The following is a 22500-nucleotide window of genomic DNA, read 5'->3' as shown; positions in this document are numbered from 1 at the left end:
TGGGTCGCGTAGCGGCCCCAAAACCGGCAAATGCCTGCTGTCTGACACACCGCATTGGCCGGTTTTACGACTGCTTCGCAGCCGAGCGGGAGCAAGCTCCCTCGCCACAGGTCCGCGTTCGACTGGAAACCAGAGCAAGCCTGTTGCCACGCTGGTTGACCCAAGGCATCTGTGATGAAATGCGACCCCACTCTCTATCGCGCAGCGCCGCCATCACTCGCCGTGAAACCCCGTCTGATTCGCCATCTGTTCCTGCCGCCGCTGGTCATCGCCCTGATGATCGGGTTGGGTTACATCGGCTTCTGGGTCAGTGAACACTACGGGATCCGCAGCCTCAGCGAGAACGGCCAGCGTCAGCTGGAACTGCACGCCCGCGCCGTCGAGAGCGAGATCAGCAAGTACACCTACCTGCCCAGCCTGCTGGAACTCGAATCCAGTGTTTCAAAACTGCTGGACGACCCGACCCCGGAAACCCGGCAAACGGTCAACGATTACCTTGAAGGCCTGAACCGGCGCAGCCGCAGTCGGGCCATCTACGTCATGGACACCACCGGACGCGTGCTGGCCACCAGCAACTGGCGCGATGTCGACAGTTACCTCGGTGAAGACCTGTCCTTCCGCGCCTATTTCCAGAACGCCGTGCGCGGTCAGCCGGGCCGTTTCTATGGCATCGGCAGCACCAACGGCGAACCCGGTTATTACCTGGCCCACGGCCTGGAAGAACACGGCAAGATCATCGGCGTCGCAGTGGTCAAGGTGCGCCTCGAAGCCATGGAAGAACGCTGGCAGCGTGCGCGCCTCGAAGCTTTCGTCAGCGATGAGAACGGCATCATCATTCTCTCCAGCGATCCCGCGCGCCGGCTCAAATCCGTGGTGCCGCTGAGCGACGAAACCAAGGAAAAACTCGCCCGCAGCCTGCAGTACTACTGGTTTCCGCTGAACGAATTGCAACCGCTGGCCCGGGAAACCCTGGCCGAAGGCGTGGAGAAGCTGACCTTCCCCGCCAACAGCGAATTGGCGTCCGACGAGCGAGACATCACCTATCTGGCGCAGACCCGCCCCTTGAGCGACACCCCGTGGAATTTCACCCTGCTGACGCCCCTCGCGGATTTGCGCCGGGAAGCGATCAATCAGGGGATTCTGGTGGCGGTGGCGTTTGCCCTGGTAGCGTTCCTGCTGATCGCCTGGAACGAGCGGCGCAAGGTCATCGCCACCCGTCTCGCGGCCCGGGAAGCCTTGCAGGAAGCCAACAATCAACTGGAGCGTCGGATTACCGAACGCACCACCGACCTGCGCGCCAGCAACGAGCGGCTCAAGGGTCAGATCCGCGAACGACGCCAGGCCGAAGAGACGTTGCGCCGGGCCCAGGATGAACTGGTCCAGGCTGGCAAACTGGCGGCCATCGGCCAGATGTCGACCAGCATCGCGCATGAATTGAACCAGCCACTGGCCGCACTGCGGACCTTGTCCGGCAACACCGTGCGCTTTCTGGAGCGCGGTCAACTGGACGTCGCCAGCACCAACCTGAAAACCATCAACGAATTGATCGACCGCATGGGCCGCATCACCGCCAGCCTGCGTTCCTTCGCCCGGCGCGGCGACGACAAGGGCCAGGCCAGTCTCGGCAAAGCCGTGGACGCTGCGTTGCAACTGCTGGGCAGCCGAATGGAAAGCGTACATCTGGACCTGCATCGCGACTTGAAAGACGTGCAAGTGCAGATCGACCAGACGCGGCTGGAGCAGATTCTGGTCAACCTGATCGGCAACGCCCTCGACGCCATGCAGTCGCAACCGCTGCCAGAGCTGTGGCTGGAAGGCGAAGAGTACGACGGCAAATATCGCCTGCGGGTTCGCGACAACGGCCACGGCATCGACGCCGAAGCACGCAAGCATCTGTTCGAACCGTTCTTCACCACCAAACCCGGCGAACAGGGCCTGGGCCTCGGCCTGACCCTCTCCGCCAGCCTGGCCGCGGCCACCGGCGGTCACTTGGGTGTCGAACACCCGGCCAGCGGTGGTACCACCTTCGTCCTCAGTTTACCGTTGGTAAGCCCCACTCCCGCCGAGCCAATATGAACAACGACCTTAGCGTACTGATCGTCGAAGACGACCCCCATGTGCTGCTCGGCTGCCAACAGGCGCTGACCCTGGAAGACATTCCCTGTGTCGGTGTCGGCAGCGCCGAAGAAGCCCTGGAGCGGGTCGGCGACAACTTTGCCGGGATCGTCATCAGCGACATCCGCCTGCCGGGCATCGATGGCCTCGAACTGCTGACCCGGCTCAAGGCGCGCGACCGTAGCCTGCCGGTGGTGCTGATCACCGGTCATGGCGACATCTCCATGGCGGTCGGCGCGATGCAGAAAGGCGCCTACGATTTCATGGAGAAACCCTTCTCCCCGGAACGCCTGGTGGACGTGGCCCGCCGCGCTCTGGAACAACGCAGCCTGGCTCGCGAAGTCTCGTCGTTGCGTCGCCAATTGGCGGAACGGGATTCTCTGGAAGGACGGATCATCGGTCGTTCGCCAGCGATGCAGAACCTGCGCGAACTGATCGCCAACGTCGCCGATACCTCGGCCAACGTGTTGATCGAAGGCGAGACCGGCACCGGCAAGGAACTGGTCGCCCGTTGCCTGCATGACTTCAGTCGCCGCCACACCAAACAGTTCGTCGCGCTGAACTGCGGCGGGCTCCCGGAAAACCTGTTCGAAAGCGAAATTTTCGGCCACGAGGCCAACGCCTTTACCGGCGCCGGCAAACGGCGGATCGGCAAGATCGAACACGCCGACGGCGGCACACTGTTCCTCGATGAAGTGGAAAGCATGCCGCTGCCGTTGCAGATCAAACTGCTGCGGGTATTGCAGGAACGCACCCTCGAACGCCTCGGTTCGAACCAGAGTGTGGCGGTGGATTGCCGGGTAATTGCGGCGACCAAGTCCGACCTGGACGAATCGAGCAAAAAGGGCGAGTTCCGCAGCGACCTGTATTACCGCCTTAACGTGGTGACCCTGGAACTGCCGCCGCTGCGCGAACGTCGCGAAGACATCCTGCAACTGTTCGAACACTTCCTGCAGCAGTCGTCCCTGCGCTTTGACCGCGCGGTGCCGGAGCTGGACAACCAGACCCTCTCCAATCTGATGAGCCACGACTGGCCGGGCAACGTGCGCGAACTGCGCAACGTCGCCGAACGTTTCGCCCTCGGCTTGCCGGCCTTCAAAAAGTCCGGCGCCAGTGGCAGCAATCAAGGCCTGGCGTTCGCCGAAGCGGTGGAAGCGTTCGAACGCAACCTGCTCAACGACGCCTTGCAGCGCAGCGGCGGCAACTTGACCCAGGCCAGCCTGGAATTGGGAATGGCCAAGACTACGCTGTTCGACAAAGTGAAAAAGTACGGACTAAGCCACTGATGGACCTGATGATCAAAGCGCTCCTGGGCGCGGCGGTGGTGCTGATCCTTGCCGCGCTGGCCAAGACCAAAAACTATTACATCGCCGGGCTGGTGCCGCTGTTCCCGACCTTCGCGCTGATAGCGCACTACATCGTCGGCAAGGGCCGCTCGCTGGACGATTTGAAGACCACCATCGTGTTTGGCATGTGGTCGATCATTCCCTACTTCGTGTACCTGGCCACGCTGTACGTGATGGTGGATCGCATGCGCCTGGAAGCATCGCTGGCCGTGGCGGCGGTGGCATGGTTGATGGCCGCGACCGTGCTCGTCAGCGTCTGGGTACGCGTTCACGCCTGATCCCGCTGTCTGTAGGAGCGAGGCTTGCCCGCGAAGAACGATAACGCGGTGATTCAAACAGACCGCGTCACGGCATTCGCGGGCAAGTCAGAACGCCGCCCGCTCGCTCCTACGGTATGCGTTGGCTGGCCCGCCCCTTGCATTTACCCTCAAAGCCCTCTCGGCCGGTGCTCATACCTCATGAGCCCGGTGTCTGAAAGCGCCCACCAAGGGGTAGAGCCTGACCGTGAACACTTTCAAAAAGGCACCACGCCCATGACCTTCACCGTCATTGTGCTGGTGGCGTTTTCCATCGTGCTGGATGTGATCGGCCAGCTCTGTTTCAAACTCGGCCTGGACCGTTTGCCGGAACTCGAAGGCGGTTTTCGGCTGAACGCGTTCTGGGGCCAGGTGTTCAATGCGCCGCTGTTGTGGTGCGGGATCAGCGCCTATGCCCTGGAGTTTTTCGTCTGGCTCGAAGCCTTGTCCCGGGCACCGTTGAGCCTGTTGTTTCCGGCCGGGGCCCTGGCCTATTGCGGCGTGGTGCTGGCGGGCAAAGTGGTGCTCGGGGAAACCGTCAGCCGCCGGCGCTGGCTCGCAACGTTGGTGATTACGGTGGGCGTGATGCTCGCGTGTGCCGGCCATGCGTGATACTGAATCGATGGGTTGGCTGCACGGGCGACTCGGCACGGTGGTGCTCTGGGCGCTGTTAATTACGCTGGAAAGTGCCGGGCAGATTGCGACCAAGGTCGGTGGCGATCAGTTGGGCCAGATGACTTTTACCCTGCACTGGCTGCAAGCAGTGATCGTCGACCCCGGGGTTTTGTTTGCGGTGGGCTGCGGCATCGGCGCGTTTTTTGTCTGGATGCTGATCTTGCGCCGCAGCAGTTTGTCCCTGGCATTTCCCCTGAGTTCGCTGGTGTTTGTCGGGGTGCTGCTGGGGTCGTGGCTGGGGCTGGGTGAACAGATCAGCGTGCTGCACTGGGTGGGGGTGGCGGTGATTATTGGCGGGATTGCGTTATTGGCTCAAGGCGAACAAACCTGAGAACTACACAGTCCATTGTGGCGAGGGGGCTTGCCCCCGTTGGGTGGCGAAGCCGCCCCCAAACCATCCGCCACAGTCCATCAAGACAGACCTCAGTTGCAGGGTTTACGACTGCTGCGCAGCCGAACGGGGGCAAGCCCCCTCGCCACAAAAAGCTCGCTCGGCACTGTGCTCAGGTCAGTCAAACTTGTAAGCCACCGCCGCCTGCACTTCCCCCTGATCCTGCTGCCCGACCTGTTTGACGATGCTGCTGTCCGCTGCCGCGCCCGTCAGGTGAATCCAGCTCGCACTGGTCAACAGCGACCAATGGGTTGCCAGCGGAAACTCGAAGCTCTGGGTCAACGCCACGTTCTGCAAACCGCCACCAGCGTTGTAGCGGGCAATTCCCGAAGCCTGCGACTCTGAACCACTCACCCCATAAAACGCCTGATTCTGCTGCGCATCGGCAAAGTGTGCGGTCAGGTTGCTGCTGCCAATCACCCCACCACCCAGTGGATAACCGATCTCGCCACCGACCCTGCCGACCACGCCTTGCGGCCCGCCGACCGCCTCGCCCACAGTCGCAAACACCCGCCAGAAATCAGCCGGCGCGTATTGCACGAACCCACCGGCCACGCCCATGTCCGGCACATCGTGCAGGCCCTGCAAACTGCCGTTGGCGGTGCGCCCCGGCAGGTAATTGAGGAACGGCCCGGCGCTGAAACCGTTGGTTTTCAGCGCGCTCCAGGTCAACCCGTCATCGGTACTGAGGCTGACATCGCCCCAGTCCAGATCGAAATACGGCACCGGCCGGACTTCATGGCGACTGCCGGTCGGGTCATGAGGCTGATAACTCAGCCCCGCACCGGCCTCACCGGTAATGCCATCGGCCAGGACGTTGGCTGACAAGCACGTCAGCGCCGTAAACAGAGCAAGCGTAATCCTCGACATGAGGCCCTTCCTTAACAAGATATGCGCGCATCAATCCTCTTTTCGCCCTCCCTGCGCAAGCACTCATGTTGTTTGTAGCGACCTACAAAAATTGTAGCTTCGCCAACGCGCACACCCGCCGAAACCCCGTAAATACGGGGCCAAAGCCGATTGGCACAGTCCCTGCTCTACCCCTTCTGCAAGCGCAAACAGCGCGCCCTGCCCCAATAGGTAATGCAGATGAATGATTGGCATATCGTGTGTGATTTCGACGGGACCATCACCCGCACCGACGTGATCGACAGCATCCTCCAGCGCTTCGCCGACCCGAGCTGGGAAGCGATCGAAAACGAGTGGCTGCAAGGCGACATCGGTTCCCGTGAATGCCTCAGCCGCCAGCTCTCGCTGGTCAAGGCCACGCCGAACGAACTGCTCGCGTTTTTCGACACGATCGAAATCGACCCGGACTTCCCCGACTTCGTCGACCACGTGATCGGCCTCGGCGCCACTCTCGAAGTCGTCAGCGACGGCATCGAGCAAGGCATCGCGCGGATTCTTGCGCGCAACTACGTGACCCTGCTGCCGATCCTCGCCAACCGCTTGCGCCAACTCGGCCACGAGAGCTGGCGCATCGACTTCCCGTACTCCAGCGACGCCTGCCGCGCCGCGTCCGGCAACTGCAAATGCAAGTCCACGCCCAAGAGCAAACGGGTGCTGGTGATCGGTGACGGTCAGTCGGACATGTGCGTGGCGTCTACCGCCGATTTCGTGTTCGCCAAGGATCGCCTGGCCGAGCACTGCGAGCGCAACGGCATCGCCTACGCACGCTTCGACAGCTTCGCCGAACTTCCAGCCCTGCTGGCCCTGCTGCCTGTTGCCAGCAGCGCCAACGCCACCTCTTTCAACGTCGAAACACAGGAACTCTTCCATCATGTCTGATATTCGAATCGCTACCGCCGAAGACCAGATCCTTCTGGATAAAGAAGCCAAATATTGCTCCTACGGCGACACCGTTCACTACATCGACCCGCCGCGCATCTTCAGCCGCTGCGAAGGCTCGTACGTGTGGGACACCGAAGACCAGGCCTACCTCGACCTGCAAATGTGGTACTCGGCGGTCAACTTCGGTTACGCCAACCCGCGCCTCAATAACGCGTTGAAACAACAGATCGACACCCTGCCGCAGATCGCCAGCCAGTACCTGCACAAAGGCAAGATCGAGCTCTCGGAAATGATCGCGGTCGATGCCAAGAAAAAATTCGGCCTCGACGGTCGCGTGCACTTCAACGTCGGCGGTTCGCAGTCCATCGAGGACTCGCTGAAAGTCGTGCGCAACGCCACCAACGGCAAAAGCCTGATGTTCGCCTTCGAGGGCGGCTACCACGGTCGCACCCTCGGCGCGTCGTCGATCACCTCCAGCTACCGCTATCGCCGTCGCTACGGCCACTTCGGCGAGCGCGCCAATTTCATCCCGTTCCCGTACCACTTCCGTGGCCCGAAAGGCATGACCAAGGAAGAATACGGCAGCCATTGCGTGCAGCAATTCGCCCGTCTGTTCGAGACCGAATACAACGGCGTCTGGGACCCGAAAGTCGGCCAGAGCGAATACGCAGCCTTCTACGTCGAGCCGATCCAGGGCACCGGCGGCTACGTGATCCCGCCGATGAACTTCTACAGCGAACTCAAGCATGTGCTGGATCAACACGGCATCTTGATGGTGGTCGATGAAATCCAGATGGGCTTCTGGCGCACCGGCAAGCTGTGGTCGATCGAACACTTCGACGTCAAACCGGACGTGATCGTCTTCGGCAAAGCGCTGACCAACGGCCTCAACCCGCTGGGCGGCATTTGGGCCAAGGAAGAATTGATCAACCCGAAAATCTTCCCGCCGGGTTCGACTCACTCGACCTTCGCGTCCAACCCGTTGGGCACTGCGGTCGGCCTGGAAATGTTCAAGATGACCAGCGAAGTCGATTACGGCGCGATGGTCATGGCCAAGGGCAAATACTTCCTCGAAGGCTTGAAAGACCTGCAGAAACGCTACCCGATCATCGGCGACGTCGATGGCCTGGGCCTGGCCCTGCGCTGCGAAATCTGCGGCCCGGACGGCTTCACGCCGGACAAGGCGACCCTGGATTTCATGGTCGACGAAGGCATGAAGGGCGACATCGAAATCGACGGCAAACGCCTGGGCCTGATCCTCGACGTGGGCGGTTACTACAAGAACGTGATCACCCTGGCCCCGTCGCTGGAAATCAGCTACCCGGAAATCGACCTGGGTCTCGCCCTCCTCGACCGTCTCTTGCACCGGGCGATGAAAAGATGATGCATGACGAGATCGATATGGGCGAAGGCAGCGCCGGTTTCGTTCTCGGCTCGGGCGAGGTCGCGGTGTTGTTGATCCACGGCCTCACCGGCACCCCGACGGAACTCCGTCGGGTGGCCATGGGCCTGGCGAAAGCCGGGCACACGGTCTACGTGCCGACCCTCGCCGGGCACTGCGGCGGCAACGCTGACCTGCAAGCCACTGGCTGGCGCGACTGGTACGAAAGCGCGCGCAATACCTTCGTCGGTGTGCGGCGCAAACACGAGCATGTGTTCGTCGGCGGCTTGTCCATGGGCGCGGTGTTGTCGATGTACCTGGCGGCCGAGCACCCGGGGCAAATCGAAGGCTTGCTGCTGTATTCGACCACCCTGCGCTACGACGGCTGGAGCATCAACAAACTGGCGTTCCTCACGCCGTTGCTGATGCGCATCCCGTTCGGCGTGCACCTTTGCAGCTTCGAAGAAAAACCGCCCTACGGCATCAAGAACGAACGCCTGCGCGCCATCGTCGAACGCCAGATGAAGGAAGGCGAAAGCAGCGCAGCCGGTCTGCTGACTATGGAAGGCGTCACGGTTCGCGAACTGCACCGACTCAATGCCGTGGTGAAAAAATGCATGCCGTCGATCACCACCCAAGCGCTGGTGCTGCACTCCATCGAGGACGACATCACCAGCCGCTGGAACGCCGATTACGTCGAACGCAAACTCGGCGGGCCGGTGGTCAAGGTGTTGCTGGACGACTGCTATCACATGATCACCGTCGACCTGCAATACCGCCGAGTGATTGAGCTGAGCGTGGACTTTATCCAACAGCGTTTCATCCAACAGCGCTCCACCCCGCGACCTCTGCGCCAGGAATACCGACAACTGGCCTGAGCCCATGGCGAACCCGGTTGCAGACGGGTCGCCACTGGCGGGGCAATGTCGGCTACTGTATTGAACCAGGCCTCACGATTTCTCCCGCCATGGCTTTCGACAAGCGAAACCCGATGACCAGACACCGACCTGTCAACGCCCGACCCTTCGCCCTTTCCGGCTGGAGCCTGCAACGCAAACTGGTCCTGGCCTTCTGGCTGGTCAGCGTGATCCCGACCATGATCGCCGCGGAACTGGCGGCCACCACCCTGTCGCAGATTTTCGACAGCAACGTGCGCATCTGGCTGCAGGAATCGACCAAGATCGTCGAAGACGAGATCAGCGAAATCCTCCGTGACAACGCTCGGGCCGCGCAGTTGTTCTTGCGTTACGTCCGTCCGCCAGTGGATAAGTTATCGCTGCGCCACGACCGATTGACCACTGACATCGCCGATTCGATGGGCATCGATGTCGTCGCGCTGGTGCGCAACAGCGATCACAAAGTGGTGTTCAGCACCGCCGCCGATGACATCGTGCGGCAGATCAGTACCGCGCCCAAAGCGGTGATGCAGACCTTGCAGATCGGCGGCGTGCCGACCGGCACGGTGGTCTCGACCTTCGAGACCGAACAGGACGGCGTCGATTACAAACTGGTGATCGCCACCTACCTCGACAACAGCTTTCTGACCAGCGTCTCCGACGTGCACTCGCTGGACTTGCGGTTGTACCTGGCCAAGGGCAATGACTTTTCCGAGATTTTCTCCAGTCAGCGCTTCGAAGATCACCCGGCGGCGGTGCCGGAAAAAATCGAGCAGATCCTGCGCACCACTAAGCAGCCGACCGAACAATTCACCAGTCGCTACAGCGGCATCTATCGGCCGATCCTCAATGAAAACGGCGAGCTGCAAGGCGTGATCTTCAGCGGCTTGCTGCGCCATACCAGCCTGGTGGGGCTGGTAAACCAGAGCAACCTGTTCATCCTGATTTTTCTGCTCAGTTCGGCGGCGTCCCTCGGTGTCGGCTGGCTGGTTTCGCAACGCCTGACCCAACCGTTGCGCGGTTTGTCCAACGGCGTGCAAGCGGTGATCGCCGGGGATTATCGCCAGCGCTTGGCGGTCACCGGCGGCGACGAACTGGCGGAACTGAGCAGCACCTTCAACCACATGAGCGAACGCCTGGGCGAGTTGCAACACCTGGAATCGCAACTGCGCCGCCGCGATCGTTTGCATGCACTGGGCGAAGTTGCCATGGGCCTGGCGCATGAAATCCGCAACCCGCTGGGCATCATCAAGACCGCCACCCAACTGCTGCACCGCCGCGCGGATTTGCCCGAGACCGATAAGCGGCATCTGGAATACGTGGTCAGTGAAGTCAGCCGCATCAATGACCTGATCACCGATTTCCTCGACTTCGCCAAACCCAGCGCCCCCCTGCGCTCGACCCAAGCGGCGCGACCGCTGGTGGATGAGCTGGTGGGGTTCTGCGCGCCGGAACTGGCCAGCCACAACATCGAGGTGCACATCGACGACCAGGCGCCGGGCGCGACCCTGTACGCCGATGCGCGCCAGCTCAAGCAGGCCGGGCTGAACCTGATCGTCAACGCCATCGACGCCATGCCCGATGGCGGCCACCTGACACTCGGCATCCACCGCGACGCCGCCCACACCATCATCAGCGTGGCGGACACCGGCCAGGGCATCGAGCCCGACATGCTGGAACGGATCTTTACCCCATTCGTGACCACCAAGGCTTCGGGCACCGGCCTCGGTCTGGCCAAGGTGTTTTCGATCATGGAAAACCATGACGGGCACATTGAGTGCACCAGCGAAAAAGATGCCGGCGCCACTTTCAGCCTGTACATTCCGACCCATGGCGACGACTTCGACGAGGCGAGCGATGACACATAACGTACTGGTGGTCGACGACGAGCCCAAGCTCTGCGACCTGCTGGCATCGGCCCTGAGTCAGAACGGCATCAGCGTGTTCACCGCCGGCAACGGCCTGCACGCGCTCAAGGTGCTGGAGTGCGAGGACATTGACCTGGTGATCAGCGACTGGCGCATGCCGGGCATGGACGGTCCGCAATTGCTCGCGGAAATCAAAAGCCGTTTCCCGCAGCTACCGGTGATCGTGATGACCGCCTACAGCACGGTGAAAAACGCCGTGCAGTCGATGCGCAACGGCGCCTTCGACTACATCGCCAAGCCGTTCGATATCGACGAACTGGACATCACCGTCAGCAAGGCCCTGCAATTTCGCGACATCCTCAAAGACAACCAGCGCATGCGTGCCGAACTCGACGAACACCAGCAGATCGATAGCCTGGTGGGCGATAGCCCGAGTTTCCGCCGGGTACTGCAAGCGATCGATTCGGTGCGCGAAAGCAACGCGACGATTCTGCTGACCGGCGAAAGCGGTACCGGCAAGGAAATGGTCGCCCGCGCCATCCACAAACACGGCAACCGCGCCGACAAGCCGTTCGTGGCGGTCAACTGTGCGGCGATCCCCGAAGGCTTGCTGGAAAGCGAAATGTTCGGCCATCGCAAAGGCGCGTTTACCGGTGCGGTGGCGGATCGGATTGGGCGCTTTCAACAGGCTGACAAGGGCACGCTGTTTCTCGACGAGATCGGCGAAATGCCCTTGGCCTTGCAGGCGAAGATCTTGCGCGCGTTGCAGGAGCGGGTGATCGAGCCGGTGGGTGATCCGCGTGAGCGCAAGGTCGATGTGCGGGTGATCGCGGCCACCAACAAAAATCTGCTGGATGCGGTGGCCAAAAAAGAGTTTCGCGAAGATTTGTATTACCGCCTCAACGTGTTCCCGATTCCGCTGCCTGCCCTGCGCGAACGGGTCGAAGACATCGCACCGTTGGCCCGGCATTTCGCTAATACGCTGGGTGCTGCGGCCGGTAAACGGTTCAGCGGTTTTAGCGCGGAGGCGTTGCAGGCGATGGCGAATTATTCGTGGCCGGGGAATATTCGCGAACTGCAGAACTGCGTGGAGCGCGCGACGATTGTGGCGAGTGGGTCGGTGATTGAAGAGGATGACTTGCCGGCGTATCTGTTCGCCTCACGCCCCGCCGACGGCGGTGTGCTGGTTGAAAACAACGGCGTGCCGGCGGACCTGGAAGCGGCGCTGGCTGAAGTTGAAAAAGCCTACATTCTGGCGGCGTTGCAACAGAGCAATGGCGTGCAGGCAGCGGCGGCGCAGTTGATCGGGATTTCCGAGCGCAGCTTCTGGTATCGGCTGAAGAAATTGGGGATTCATGTGGACAAGATTGTCCGCTGACCACGCCCCCCTGTGGGAGCGAGCCTGCTCGCGAATGCGGTGGATCATTCAACAATGATGTTGAAGCTGACGGCCCCTTCGCGAGCAGGCTCGCTCCCACAGTATCAATCCCACTCACCTCAGGATCAGCTGACGGTCCCGCCCTTCGCCTCGCTCATGATCTGCCGGATCGCCCCGACAAACGTTTCTACCGGCTGCCCGCCCGTCACGGCGTACTGCCCGTTGAACACCACCGTCGGCACCGAACTCACTCCGCGCGACAGCCACAACTGTTCTTCCTCGTGAACCTCTTTGGCGTATTCATCCGACGCCAGAATCACTTCAGCCCGTTGCCGATCCAGTCCAACACTTTCGGCAATCTGCGCCAGTTGCGCGGGGTCCGACGGATTACCACCATCAGTGAAATACGCCTTGAACAGCGCTTCTTTCAAATTGAACTGCAACCCTTCCAGCCCGGCCCAGTAGAGCAAGCGGTGCGCGTCGAAGGTGTTGTAGATGCGGCTGTTGCCGTCGGTGCGAAAGGCAAACCCGACCTCGGCGCCACGGGCGCGGATCATCTCGCGGTTTTTCTGCGATTGCTCCGGGGTGGAGCCGTATTTTTCGGTGATATGTTCGGTGATGTTCTGGCCGTCAGGGCCCATGTTCGGGTTCAGCTCGAACGGCTGGAAACGGATCTCGGCCTGCACCTCGTCACCCAGCAGGTCCAACGCCTTGGTCAAACCATACAGACCCACGACGCACCAGGGGCAGGACACGTCGCTGACAAAATCGATTTTCAGGGAGTTACTCATCGCGTACCTCGCAGGCTAATGTCGCGCCGTAAAGCTCGAACAATACACCCGACGGGGCTGGGGTTGCAGCAGATCCCTGATTCACATTTCCCACAGGGGGATTGTGTCACCCACAAAATATGGGAGGTGGGTTACAGGAGGTTGGGGGTTGCCACCGGTTCGATCTGCGCCCAATGCGAGGTGTCTTCGCGGTGGGACTGCAAGTACGGCAACACCGCTGCGAGCAACGGCGCCTTGAACGCTTCCTGGAAACGATGGGCCATGCCCGGGATCAGTTTCAACTGACTGCCGCGGATGTGCGCCGCCAGGTGGACGCCGTGCATCACCGGCAGCAATGGGTCCGCCGTGCCGTGCACCACCAGCGTCGGCACGCGCAATTGATTCAGCAACGCCACCCGACTCGGCTCCGCGAGGATTGCCATGATCTGGCGCTTCACGCCTTCGGGGTTGAACGCTCGGTCATATGAAGCCGCCGCCTGTTGCAGCAACACTTGCCGGTCATCGCTCACGCTCGGGCTGCTCAGGGCTGCGAGCAAATCCGCCTGTTGCTCCAGCGCGACTTCGCGATTCGGTGCGCCGCGACGCGACAACAGTTGCACCAGCGCCGCGCTCGGCGCCGGCAAGCCTTCGGCCCCGGAACTGGTCATGATCAACGTCAGGCTTTCGATCCGCTGCGGCGCCATCGCTGCCATATGCTGGGCGATCATCCCGCCCATGCTTGCGCCCAGCACGTGGAATTGCTCGATGTGCAACGCGTCCATCAGCCCCAACGCGTCCTCGGACATGTCGGTCAAGGTGTACGGCGCCGCCACCGGCAAGCCGAGTTTGTAGCGCAACACTTCGAAGGTCAGGTTGGCGTTGGCCGGCGTCTGGCGCCAGGTCGACAGCCCGACATCGCGGTTGTCATAGCGAATCACCCGAAAGCCCTGCTGACACAAGGCAACCACCACCTCGTCCGGCCAGTGGATCAGTTGCCCGCCCAGCCCCATCACCAGCAGCAATGCCGGATCAGACGCACGGCCAATGCTCTGGTACGCCAGGCTCACCTGGTCCAGATCGGCATGTTCAGTCGGGACATTGACGTCACAACGCGAGGCCGCAAGGGACGGCAGGCTGAATAAAAGCGCAGCCAACAGTACCGCCCTTGAAAAAAATCGTACACACATGAAAAACACCGAAACGCAGAACCCCAGTAGAGCGCGAGTCTGATGAAGTTTGTTCAAGCGCGCTGCCACAGTTGCGTGACAGTTTGATGAAGATTGCCGAGTGGTCGTGTCGGGGCTCGCGGCATCCTCCAGACAAGTCCTTGCAGCCGCTCATCGGAAGACCCCGTCCACCTGTTATTTCTGACAGTAGGCAGCCTCCCCCGTTGTGTATTCAATCGCCCCTCCGGGCACACACAGAGGTTGCGTTCATGATCACAACCAATTGCCCCGAGGCCAGACAGGAATTGGCCACCCGCCCAGCGCTGGAAATACCCGGCGCGATGACCTGCGTCGAGCGTGCGGAGTTGGGCGTCAATCAGGCCATGCTCATGGAGCGAGGCTTGCCAATCGCCATTGACTCCAACGGCGTCAAACCCGGCGACAGTGTGTCGGTGTACCTCGACACGCGGCTGGTGCTGGTCCTGCCGGTGAAGAAGGATTACGCCGGACAGTCCATCACCCCATACATCCCGGCGACGCTGATCCCCGAAGGTGTTTTCACCCTGACGTACCGGGTGAACATTGAGCGATCCGCCCCGCTGCAAGTTCGGGTCAAGACCCGTTTGCCCGGCGGTATCGATAAACCGCTTGCTGCGCCATACATCAGCTCCACCACGCTCAACGCTCAGCAGGATGAAACCGTCATCGTGCCCGCCTATGAGGGCATGAGCCCGAACGACAAGGTCACGCTGATGTTTGGCAACTGGGCCTTGCTGCATACGGTAAAAGCCGCCGAGATTGGACAGCCGCTGACGTTTACGCTGTCCAGAGACAAGGTTGCCAGCAATGGCGACGGCGCGGTCGTTGTGTATTACACGGTGTTTGATGAACTGAGAAATTGCGCGCTGGATCACTCACCGGGCCGCGTACTGATGATCCAGTGCGGCACCGACGAACCGATACTTGCGACGGTGGAAGGCACCGATCAGCAGCACACGTTGTACCTGAGCCGATTGGGCAGCCGCTCGGCGAAGGTCAGCCTCGACACTCAGGATTTTGCCCACGGTGACACGCTGAAACTGGTCTGGCGAGGCCTGGACCGCGCAGGCAAGTCGAAGGTGTTGACCCTGGAACAAACCCTGGAAAGCCCATCGAGGCTGGACTTCAAGATTCCCAACGAGGTCATGCAGGAGCTGGCCGGTGGCAGTGCCCGGCTGTTTTTCACCCGCACCGACGCCCATGGCGCTACGCAGACATTACCGGCCACGGAAATTCTGATTGTCGGTCACACGCACAGGAGCAGTGAGCCGCCGCATCCGCCAGCGGCTGCTCCCGAAGACGGTGTGTTGCAGATCGCCCAACCGACCATTTTAGGAGCGACTGAAGCGGTGGAAGGCGCCGATTGTGGTGTCTCGCTACGGATTTACGATGACAGTGACCTCAACGGTTCCAGGGTCATTATCAATCCGGTGACAGGGGCCGTGGCTTTGGATGTGATCGATCTACTGCTCAACGGACGCATCGTCGACACCTTGATCATCCAGTCCGGCACGGTGAAGTGTCGGCATGAGATGAAGCTTCCCAAGCTTGAGCTCATGCCCGACAGGATCAACTTGCTGCAAGCCACGATCAGCCGGGTCAGCCATGACACCGAAACCTTCTCGCCGCCATTGAGGGTCCTGTACAACGCCATCCGCCCCGGCAACAAGGACCGCGATTGCAATCCCGGACACTCGGAATTGCAACTGAAACTGCCACAGGACGTTATCGATAATGGTCTGGATGCCGAACGTATAGCGCTGGGCGTCGAGGTGAGCTTTTGCTATCCCTATTGCCGGCCTCACGACGTCATCACACTGACCATGGGCAACCTGACCGTGTGTTTCACGGTGTCGCCCGATGAGCTCCCACAATGCGTGGCGAACGAACCGCAATGCATCGTGCGGACATTGACGGCACAACAGTTCCGGCAGGCTGCAAACGGTCCGCGACTGACGCTTTTCTACACCGTGCAGGACCAGATCAAAAATGGCCCGGACCCGATGGCGCCGTGTTCGGCGCACGTGGTGTTCGAATCCGATCACACCGGTGTGCGTCGTCATGTGCCGGCATCAAGAGCAGCCCTCGGCCAACCCACCCATTTGCTGCTCGGTCCCAGCGCTGTACTCGATTCGCAGGATTTGCCGCCGCAGATACCGATCATCAGCGCCGTCACCACCAGGGATCAGGTGATCCCCCACACTGGCGTCACTTACTACCGCAACGCCCTGGTTATTCGCGGCCGGGCGACAGCGGGGCAATCGGTGGTTGTCTATGAGGGGGTGCGCAATCTGGGACGCTTCACGGTGGATGCCAATGGCGACTGGGTCGTGCCGGCGCGAACCTTTGCGGTAGCGCGCCATGTCATCACGGTGCGGTCGATCGACAGTACGCAACACTCGCCACCGTACGTGTTCACTGTCCAGCCAGGACTGTCAGAGGACCGAGTGGTTTTCGATTACCCGGACTATCAAGGCTGGGTCCCGCACGATCCGGATTTCAAGAACGTGTTCTCCTTTTTCCAGTCACCGTGCGGACGCTATTGCGTACTCAAGACCGAGACCGTATCCGGCGCAGCCCCGGCGGACATACTGTCCAGATCATTCAATAACCTCCAATCCGGCGCCAGTTATCGGCTCCAGGTCGCCGTGGTCCAGTCGGCAACCGGCAACCTTCAGCCGTCCCTTCGCTTGCGCTCCAGCACCGGCGCCGCATCGGACTTTGTGCGGTTGAACAACCAGGTCCTGGAGGTGCTCAGCCTGCATTTTGTACCGCCCACACCCGAGTGCACGCTGTACCTCGAAAGCGGCATGGAGGGTGGTCGCGGAAATGTTTTTGATATGGCATGGATGACGCTGGATCGGGCGCCACTCGCTCCGATGTCATCAGCCCAGAATATGGCGCAAATCTGGGAGTGACCGGGTATTTCGTCAATCATGCAGGACAAAGAAGCTTCCATAAGGCGCTTGTATAAGCCATCAACCAAAACAAAGCCCGCTGACCGTCACCGGTTCAGCGGGCTTTTTTTTGCCGCATCCGTACTTAGGCGAGCTGACTGCGCAATTGCCGCGCCGCCGCCACCATGTTCACCAGCGCCGCTTCGGTTTCCGGCCACGCACGGGTCTTCAAGCCGCAATCCGGGTTGACCCACAAGCGTTCAGCCGGAATGCGCTTCACAGCCTTGCTCATCAACTTGACCATTTCAGCGGTGTCCGGCACCCGTGGCGAGTGGATGTCATACACGCCCGGGCCGATGTCGTTCGGGTAGTCGAAGGCTTCGAAAGCTTCCAGCAACTCCATGTCCGAACGCGAGGTTTCAATGGTGATCACGTCGGCGTCCATGGCCGCGATGGATTTGATCACGTCGTTGAATTCGCTGTAGCACATGTGGGTGTGGATCTGGGTTTCGTCGCGCACACCGGAGGCTGTGAGACGGAAGGCCTCCACTGCCCAGTCGAGGTATTCCTGCCATTGCGCCCGGCGCAGCGGCAAGCCTTCGCGGAACGCGGCTTCGTCGATCTGCACGATCTTGATGCCGGCGTTTTCCAAGTCCACCACTTCATCACGCAGGGCCAAGGCCAGTTGCTGCGCCTGGATTTTGCGCGACACGTCTTCACGCGGGAACGACCACATCAGCATGGTCACGGGACCGGTGAGCATGCCTTTCATGACCTTGTCGGTCAGGCTTTGCGCGTAGGTGATCCAGTCGACAGTCATGGCGTTCGGGCGGCTCAGGTCGCCGTAGATGATCGCCGGTTTCACGCAGCGCGAACCGTAGCTCTGCACCCAACCGAAACGGGTGAACAAATAACCGTCCAGTTGCTCGGCGAAGTACTCGACCATGTCGTTGCGCTCGGCTTCACCGTGCACCAGCACGTCCAGGCCCAGGCGTTCCTGGACTTGCACCGCGTGGCGGATTTCGCTGTGCATGGCGTCGGTGTAATCGTTGGCCGACAGCTTGCCTTGCTTGAACGCCTGACGCGCCAGACGGATCGAACCGGTCTGCGGAAACGAGCCGATGGTGGTGGTCGGGAACGTCGGCAGTTTCAGGCGTGCACGCTGTTGTTCGATGCGTTTGGCGAACGGCGAATGACGTTGGCTGTCTTTCGCGCCGATAGCGTTGATCCGGGCCTGAACTTCGGCTTTATGGATACGTGGCGACTGCGCACGACTGGCCTGGATCGCGCGGCTTTCGGCCAGTGCGGCCTGCACCTTGGGCGCTTGCGGGTCGTTGAGGGCATCGCGCAGCACGGCGATTTCACCGCACTTCTGCACGGCGAAGGCCAGCCAGGATCTCAGTTCCGGGTCGAGCTTGTCTTCGCGCTCCAGATCCACCGGGCTGTGCAGCAACGAGCAGGAACTGCTGACCCACAAGTTGTCGCCAAAACGCTCTTGCGCCGGTTGCAGTTGCGCCAGCACTTGTTCCAGTTCGCAGCGCCAGACGTTGCGGCCGTTGACCAGGCCGACCGAGAGGATTTTGTAAGTCGGCAGGCGATCCAGCACTTGGCCGAGTTGATCCGGCGCGCGCACGGCATCAATGTGCAGGCCTTGCACCGGCAGGCTGACGGCCAGGCCGAGGTTGTCTTCCAGGCCGCTGAAGTAGGTCGCCACGAGTTTTTTCAGCGGCGAGTATTGAAGGATGTGGTAAGCGCGTTCGAAGGCACTTTTCCAGGCTTGTGGCAGGTCGAGGGTCAGGATCGGTTCGTCGATCTGCACCCATTCCACGCCTTGCTCGGCGAGGCGACCGAGGATTTCGTTGTAGACCGGCAGCAGGCGTTCGAGCAGTTCGAGTTTGTCGAAGTCGTTGCCTTTGGCTTTGCCCAGCCACAGATAAGTCAGCGGGCCGATGATCACTGGTTTGACGTTGTGGCCCAGGGCCTTTGCTTCGGCGACTTCGTCGAACAGTTGCTCCCAGCTCAGTTTGAACTGCTGATCAGCGCTGAATTCCGGGACCAGGTAGTGGTAGTTGGTGTCGAACCACTTGGTCAATTCCTGAGCGTATTGCGCCTTGGTGTGCTCACCACCGCAGCAGGCCGCAGTGGCGCCACGGGCCATGCCGAACAGGGTGTCGAGGGTCGGCTGGCCGCTGGAGTCCAGGGTGCTGTCGAAACGCTCGGGCACCACGCCGAATGCCAGGGAATGGCTCAACACCTGGTCGTACCAGGCAAAGTCGCCGACCGGCAGCAAATCGATGCCGGCGTCTTTCTGCAATTGCCAATGGGTGGCGCGCAGTTGGCGACCAACGGCGTTCAAAGCGTCCTGATCGAGGTCGCCCTTCCAATAGGATTCGAGGGCTTTTTTCAGTTCGCGGTCAGCGCCGATGCGCGGGAAACCAAGTGTGTGGGCCAGAGCCATGGTGAATTTCTCCCTTTAAAGATGTTGTAAAAACGTGGGCCTATTGTCGACAGCCAACCCAACATGAGACAAACTCAACCTTTTCGTGTTGATCACAAGTTTTCCTCATGGAGCCCCCGGTGCTTGAAATCCGTCACCTGAAGACCCTGCATGCCTTGCGCGAAGCCGATAGCCTGGTGGATGCGGCCGACCGCCTGCACCTGACGCAGTCGGCCCTGTCCCACCAGTTCAAGGAACTGGAGGAGCGCATGGGCATGCCGTTGTTCGTGCGCAAGACCAAACCGGTGCGTTTCACCAGTGCCGGTTTGCGCCTGCTGCAACTGGCTGACGCCACCCTGCCGCTGCTGCGTGGCGCCGAACGCGATATCGCGCGGCTGGCCGGCGGCACGGCCGGGCGTTTGCACATGGCGATCGAGTGCCACAGTTGCTTTCAATGGTTGATGCCGACCATCGACCAGTTCCGCGATGCCTGGCCGGAAGTCGAACTCGACCTGGCCTCGGGCTTCTCCTTCGCCCCGCTGCCGGCCCTGGCCCGTGGCGATCTGGACTTGGTGGTGACATCCGATCCGCTGGAACTGGCCGGGATCACCTACGTGCCGTTGTTCACCTACGAAGCGATGCTCGCGGTGGCCAACCAACACCGGTTGGCGAGCAAGGCGTACATCGTGCCGGAAGACTTGCTCACGGAAACCTTGATCACCTACCCGGTGGAGCGCGATCGGCTGGATATCTTCACGCGTTTCCTCGAACCGGCCGACGTCGAACCGGCCCAGGTCCGCACTTCGGAACTGACGGTGATGATGATGCAACTGGTGGCCAGCGGACGCGGCGTCTGCGGCATGCCGCATTGGGCGCTGCATGAATACAGTTCACGGGGTTATGTGAAGGCCAAGCGGCTGGGCGAGAAAGGCTTGTTTGCGACGTTGTACGCGGGGATTCGCGCGGACATGCTGGATGCGCCGTACATGCGCGATTTCTTGCTGACGGCGAAGGACACATCGTTCTCCACCCTCGACGGCGTCAGCGCAGTTCGCTAACCCCGATCGTTCCCACGCTCTGCGTGGGAACGACCATACACACGACACAACCCCTGTAGGAGCGAGGCTTGCCCGCGAAGCTTTTTGCAGCCTCGAGGACGCCTTCGCGGGCAAGCCTCGCTCCTACAGGTTATTTGTGGTCCCAAAGATCTACTTTGATCTTAGATCTCGCGCCACATGTGGATCTTGTCGAAGTAGTCCTCGCCGACCCGCACCGCCAGCGGTTCCAGGCCGAACTGGATGAAACCGCAACGCTGGTACAGCTTGAACGCTGCGTCATTGCCAGCCGTAACGGTCAGCTGAATCAGTTTCAGGCCTGGACGGTTTTTCGCTTCCGTCAGCGCTGCCTGGACCAATTCAAAACCGAGTCCGCACTGACGAACCTGGCCAGACACGTACATGCCAAACAGCGTCGCCTTGTGCCGAGCCTTTTCCCGGGGTTCGAAGGCCAGGCCGACGATGCCCGACAGCTTCCCCTCCACGAACCCGCCGAACACCACATCGAGCTTGCTGGTCAATCGCGATTCCCACCAGCCCAGCGGCATCGCGGCACGCTCGCGCACGCTGGAGGTGAAAGCTTGCGGATGCCGGTCGTAGGCTTCGAGCATCAGTTCCCGATAGTCCAAGGCATGGCTGGCATCCAGGCGTTCGATCCACATGGTCACGCCGCCTTGCGCTGTTCAAGCATCAGCCGCACCGCCAAGGCCGACAGCACGAAACCCATGAAATAACGCTGCACCGCCAGCCAGGTCGGGTTGCTGACGAACCACGACGCGATTCCAGCGGCGAACAGCGCGATCAGCAGATTGACGCAGAAACTCACGCTGATCTGGGTCAGGCCGAGGATGATGCTCTGGGTAAACACCGAGCCATGTTCCGGGCTGATGAACTGCGGAAACACCGACAAGTAGAACACCGCAATCTTCGGGTTCAAGGCGCTGGTGAGAAAGCCCATGGTGATCAGTTTGCGCGATGAGTCCGGCGGCAACTGCTGGGCTTCGAACGGCGAGCGCGCGCCGGGTTTGACCGCTTGCCAGGCCAGCCACACCAGGTACAGCGCGCCGGCCCATTTCAACACTTCATACGCCATCGGCACCGCCAGGAACACTGCGGTCAAACCGGCCGCGGCGGCGAACAAATGTACGAAGAATCCTGCCACCACGCCGAGCAACGACGTCACCCCGGCCCTGCGCCCCTGGCAGATCGAACGGGAGATCAGGTAAATCATGTTCGGCCCCGGCGTCAGTACCATCAGCAACGCGGCGGCGGCGAAGATCAGCAAGTCTTGAAGCGGGATCATGGGGCAGTCCTGGGTCCAGTGTTGATCAGGCGATCGCAGTCAGCGAGGCTCGATAAAACGGCAGGATCACATCCCGTGTCAATGGCGCCAGCGTGAGATGACCGTCAGTGGCCGGGTCGATCCAGCGCACTTCTTCGATCTCGGCGGCCGGAGTGACGTTTGCGTCGATGTTCAGCAGAAACAGTTCGGCCTGGACGACAAAACCCGGTTCATTGGCGGCCGGTGCCGAGAATTGGCCCAGAAACGTGGTTTGCGTCGGGTCGATGACCAGGCCCAGTTCTTCTTCCAGCTCGCGGGCCAAGGCATGGACCGGTTGCTCATGGGCTTCGATCTTGCCGCCGGGTTGCATGAAGGCTTCGGTGCCGCGTTTGCGGACCAGCAGAGTGCGGCCGTCGGAGCCGATCAACAGGGCGGCGGCGATGTGGATGATGCGAGGGGAAGTAGACATGGATGAGGAATGGCCTTGACTAAAAGGCGCAAGAATAACCTGTAGGAGCCAGGCTTGCCGGCGAAGGCGTCTTTGAAATCGCCTTCGCCTGTAGGAGCGAGGCTTGCCCGCGAAGGCGTCCATGAAATCGCCTTCGCCTGTAGGAGCGAGGCTTGGCCCCGGAGGGGGGGTTTTAATAGCCGTAGCGGGGGCACCAGGCTCCAACAAGGTGTAGGCCGGGGGGCGAGGGGGTTTGGGGTTGGCACACC

At 61.0% G+C, this 22500-nt stretch carries 19 protein-coding genes; 12 read left to right on the top strand and 7 right to left on the bottom strand.

What is annotated here, in order from left to right:
• The first annotated feature begins 174 nt into the window (after window positions 1-174).
• The 5 genes from ACIOYV_RS13340 (at window position 175) to ACIOYV_RS13320 (ending at window position 4763) form a co-directional block, all read left to right on the top strand.
• Window positions 175-2076 carry an ATP-binding protein gene (locus ACIOYV_RS13340; protein WP_401324257.1) on the top strand — a complete coding sequence of 634 codons (1902 nt, stop codon included), beginning with the start codon at window positions 175-177 and terminating at the stop codon, window positions 2074-2076.
• Entirely contained in the window at window positions 2073-3401 is a 1329-nt protein-coding gene (locus ACIOYV_RS13335) for a sigma-54 dependent transcriptional regulator (protein ID WP_054045232.1), read from the top strand. The genes ACIOYV_RS13340 and ACIOYV_RS13335 overlap by 4 nt, the downstream gene beginning before the upstream one ends.
• 8 nt (window positions 3402-3409) lie before the next feature.
• The gene (locus tag ACIOYV_RS13330) at window positions 3410-3739 is read left to right on the top strand and encodes a GlpM family protein (RefSeq protein ID WP_161807654.1); all 330 of its coding nucleotides are present in this window, start codon (window positions 3410-3412) and stop codon (window positions 3737-3739) included.
• Window positions 3740-3994: 255 nt separating this feature from the next.
• Entirely contained in the window at window positions 3995-4369 is a 375-nt protein-coding gene (locus tag ACIOYV_RS13325; RefSeq protein ID WP_054613661.1) for a transporter, read from the top strand.
• Entirely contained in the window at window positions 4362-4763 is a 402-nt protein-coding gene (locus ACIOYV_RS13320; RefSeq protein WP_401324254.1) for an EamA family transporter, read from the top strand. Before ACIOYV_RS13325 ends, ACIOYV_RS13320 begins: the two co-directional genes overlap by 8 nt.
• Window positions 4764-4940: 177 nt before the next feature.
• On the opposite strand, the gene ACIOYV_RS13315 is transcribed toward ACIOYV_RS13320, so the two are convergent.
• Complete coding sequence (locus ACIOYV_RS13315) at window positions 4941-5693, bottom strand: MipA/OmpV family protein (protein WP_290023484.1); 753 nt, start codon at window positions 5691-5693, stop codon at window positions 4941-4943.
• Between the two features lie 219 nt (window positions 5694-5912).
• Between ACIOYV_RS13315 and ACIOYV_RS13310 the strand changes: the two genes are divergently transcribed.
• From ACIOYV_RS13310 to ACIOYV_RS13290, 5 genes are all read left to right on the top strand, one after another.
• Complete coding sequence (locus ACIOYV_RS13310; RefSeq protein WP_054045242.1) at window positions 5913-6611, top strand: MtnX-like HAD-IB family phosphatase; 699 nt, start codon at window positions 5913-5915, stop codon at window positions 6609-6611.
• Window positions 6604-7998, top strand: a complete 1395-nt coding sequence (locus tag ACIOYV_RS13305) for an aspartate aminotransferase family protein (protein WP_054045244.1) — start codon at window positions 6604-6606, stop codon at window positions 7996-7998. The genes ACIOYV_RS13310 and ACIOYV_RS13305 overlap by 8 nt, the downstream gene beginning before the upstream one ends.
• Window positions 7995-8873, top strand: coding sequence for a carboxylesterase (locus tag ACIOYV_RS13300; RefSeq protein WP_163912390.1), 879 nt, complete (start codon window positions 7995-7997; stop codon window positions 8871-8873). Before ACIOYV_RS13305 ends, ACIOYV_RS13300 begins: the two co-directional genes overlap by 4 nt.
• A gap of 113 nt (window positions 8874-8986) precedes the next feature.
• Window positions 8987-10759 (top strand): ATP-binding protein, encoded by a 1773-nt coding sequence (locus ACIOYV_RS13295; RefSeq protein ID WP_401324251.1) that lies wholly within the window; start codon window positions 8987-8989, stop codon window positions 10757-10759.
• Window positions 10749-12137: a sigma-54-dependent transcriptional regulator gene (locus ACIOYV_RS13290; RefSeq protein ID WP_401324249.1), complete on the top strand. Its 1389-nt coding sequence runs from the start codon at window positions 10749-10751 to the stop codon at window positions 12135-12137. Before ACIOYV_RS13295 ends, ACIOYV_RS13290 begins: the two co-directional genes overlap by 11 nt.
• Before the next feature lie 125 nt (window positions 12138-12262).
• On the opposite strand, the gene ACIOYV_RS13285 is transcribed toward ACIOYV_RS13290, so the two are convergent.
• Together ACIOYV_RS13285 and ACIOYV_RS13280 are read right to left on the bottom strand one after the other, a co-directional pair.
• Entirely contained in the window at window positions 12263-12928 is a 666-nt protein-coding gene (locus ACIOYV_RS13285) for a DsbA family oxidoreductase (protein ID WP_401324248.1), read from the bottom strand.
• Window positions 12929-13059: 131 nt separating this feature from the next.
• Complete coding sequence (locus tag ACIOYV_RS13280) at window positions 13060-14094, bottom strand: alpha/beta fold hydrolase (RefSeq protein ID WP_401324246.1); 1035 nt, start codon at window positions 14092-14094, stop codon at window positions 13060-13062.
• 248 nt (window positions 14095-14342) lie between these two features.
• Here ACIOYV_RS13280 and ACIOYV_RS13275 point away from each other — a divergent pair, with 248 nt between their 5' ends.
• Window positions 14343-17030, top strand: a complete 2688-nt coding sequence (locus tag ACIOYV_RS13275) for a hypothetical protein (protein ID WP_401324244.1) — start codon at window positions 14343-14345, stop codon at window positions 17028-17030.
• A 124-nt stretch (window positions 17031-17154) separates the two neighbouring features.
• Here ACIOYV_RS13275 and metE read toward each other — a convergent pair whose 3' ends face one another.
• Window positions 17155-19467, bottom strand: a complete 2313-nt coding sequence (gene metE, locus ACIOYV_RS13270; RefSeq protein WP_401324242.1) for a 5-methyltetrahydropteroyltriglutamate--homocysteine S-methyltransferase — start codon at window positions 19465-19467, stop codon at window positions 17155-17157.
• Window positions 19468-19586: 119 nt separating this feature from the next.
• Here metE and metR point away from each other — a divergent pair, with 119 nt between their 5' ends.
• A complete protein-coding gene (metR, locus tag ACIOYV_RS13265) occupies window positions 19587-20504 on the top strand; it encodes a transcriptional regulator MetR (RefSeq protein WP_054613654.1) in 918 nt (305 codons plus the stop codon).
• A 161-nt stretch (window positions 20505-20665) separates the two neighbouring features.
• Here metR and ACIOYV_RS13260 read toward each other — a convergent pair whose 3' ends face one another.
• From ACIOYV_RS13260 to ACIOYV_RS13250, 3 genes are read right to left on the bottom strand one after another with little or no spacing between them, the layout of a single operon-like run.
• Window positions 20666-21163, bottom strand: coding sequence for a GNAT family N-acetyltransferase (locus ACIOYV_RS13260; RefSeq protein WP_401324240.1), 498 nt, complete (start codon window positions 21161-21163; stop codon window positions 20666-20668).
• Between the two features lie 2 nt (window positions 21164-21165).
• On the bottom strand, window positions 21166-21804 hold the full coding sequence (locus tag ACIOYV_RS13255; protein WP_401324238.1) for a LysE family translocator: 639 nt from the start codon (window positions 21802-21804) through the stop codon (window positions 21166-21168).
• A 25-nt stretch (window positions 21805-21829) separates the two neighbouring features.
• The gene (locus ACIOYV_RS13250; RefSeq protein WP_401324236.1) at window positions 21830-22252 is read right to left on the bottom strand and encodes an NUDIX domain-containing protein; all 423 of its coding nucleotides are present in this window, start codon (window positions 22250-22252) and stop codon (window positions 21830-21832) included.
• Window positions 22253-22500 lie beyond the last annotated feature (248 nt).

This window comes from Pseudomonas sp. NPDC087342 (assembly GCF_044744265.1).
In the GTDB taxonomy this organism is placed as follows: domain Bacteria; phylum Pseudomonadota; class Gammaproteobacteria; order Pseudomonadales; family Pseudomonadaceae; genus Aquipseudomonas; species Aquipseudomonas nunensis.
This window is presented reverse-complemented; position numbering and strand designations above follow the sequence as displayed.

Bases quoted from the DNA above. Each gene is read 5' to 3' on its own strand.
- ACIOYV_RS13340 (WP_401324257.1), top strand. From the start codon at position 175: ATGAAATGCGACCCCACTCTCTATCGCGCAGCGCCGCCATCACTCGCC.
- ACIOYV_RS13310 (WP_054045242.1), top strand. From the start codon at position 5,913: ATGAATGATTGGCATATCGTGTGTGATTTCGACGGGACCATCACCCGC.
- ACIOYV_RS13280 (WP_401324246.1), bottom strand. From the start codon at position 14,094: ATGTGTGTACGATTTTTTTCAAGGGCGGTACTGTTGGCTGCGCTTTTA.
- ACIOYV_RS13295 (WP_401324251.1), top strand. From the start codon at position 8,987: ATGACCAGACACCGACCTGTCAACGCCCGACCCTTCGCCCTTTCCGGC.
- ACIOYV_RS13315 (WP_290023484.1), bottom strand. From the start codon at position 5,693: ATGTCGAGGATTACGCTTGCTCTGTTTACGGCGCTGACGTGCTTGTCA.
- ACIOYV_RS13330 (WP_161807654.1), top strand. From the start codon at position 3,410: ATGATCAAAGCGCTCCTGGGCGCGGCGGTGGTGCTGATCCTTGCCGCG.
- ACIOYV_RS13305 (WP_054045244.1), top strand. From the start codon at position 6,604: ATGTCTGATATTCGAATCGCTACCGCCGAAGACCAGATCCTTCTGGAT.
- ACIOYV_RS13320 (WP_401324254.1), top strand. From the start codon at position 4,362: ATGCGTGATACTGAATCGATGGGTTGGCTGCACGGGCGACTCGGCACG.
- ACIOYV_RS13325 (WP_054613661.1), top strand. From the start codon at position 3,995: ATGACCTTCACCGTCATTGTGCTGGTGGCGTTTTCCATCGTGCTGGAT.
- ACIOYV_RS13250 (WP_401324236.1), bottom strand. From the start codon at position 22,252: ATGTCTACTTCCCCTCGCATCATCCACATCGCCGCCGCCCTGTTGATC.
- ACIOYV_RS13260 (WP_401324240.1), bottom strand. From the start codon at position 21,163: ATGTGGATCGAACGCCTGGATGCCAGCCATGCCTTGGACTATCGGGAA.
- ACIOYV_RS13300 (WP_163912390.1), top strand. From the start codon at position 7,995: ATGATGCATGACGAGATCGATATGGGCGAAGGCAGCGCCGGTTTCGTT.
- ACIOYV_RS13290 (WP_401324249.1), top strand. From the start codon at position 10,749: ATGACACATAACGTACTGGTGGTCGACGACGAGCCCAAGCTCTGCGAC.
- ACIOYV_RS13285 (WP_401324248.1), bottom strand. From the start codon at position 12,928: ATGAGTAACTCCCTGAAAATCGATTTTGTCAGCGACGTGTCCTGCCCC.
- ACIOYV_RS13255 (WP_401324238.1), bottom strand. From the start codon at position 21,804: ATGATCCCGCTTCAAGACTTGCTGATCTTCGCCGCCGCCGCGTTGCTG.
- ACIOYV_RS13275 (WP_401324244.1), top strand. From the start codon at position 14,343: ATGATCACAACCAATTGCCCCGAGGCCAGACAGGAATTGGCCACCCGC.
- metE (WP_401324242.1), bottom strand. From the start codon at position 19,467: ATGGCTCTGGCCCACACACTTGGTTTCCCGCGCATCGGCGCTGACCGC.
- ACIOYV_RS13335 (WP_054045232.1), top strand. From the start codon at position 2,073: ATGAACAACGACCTTAGCGTACTGATCGTCGAAGACGACCCCCATGTG.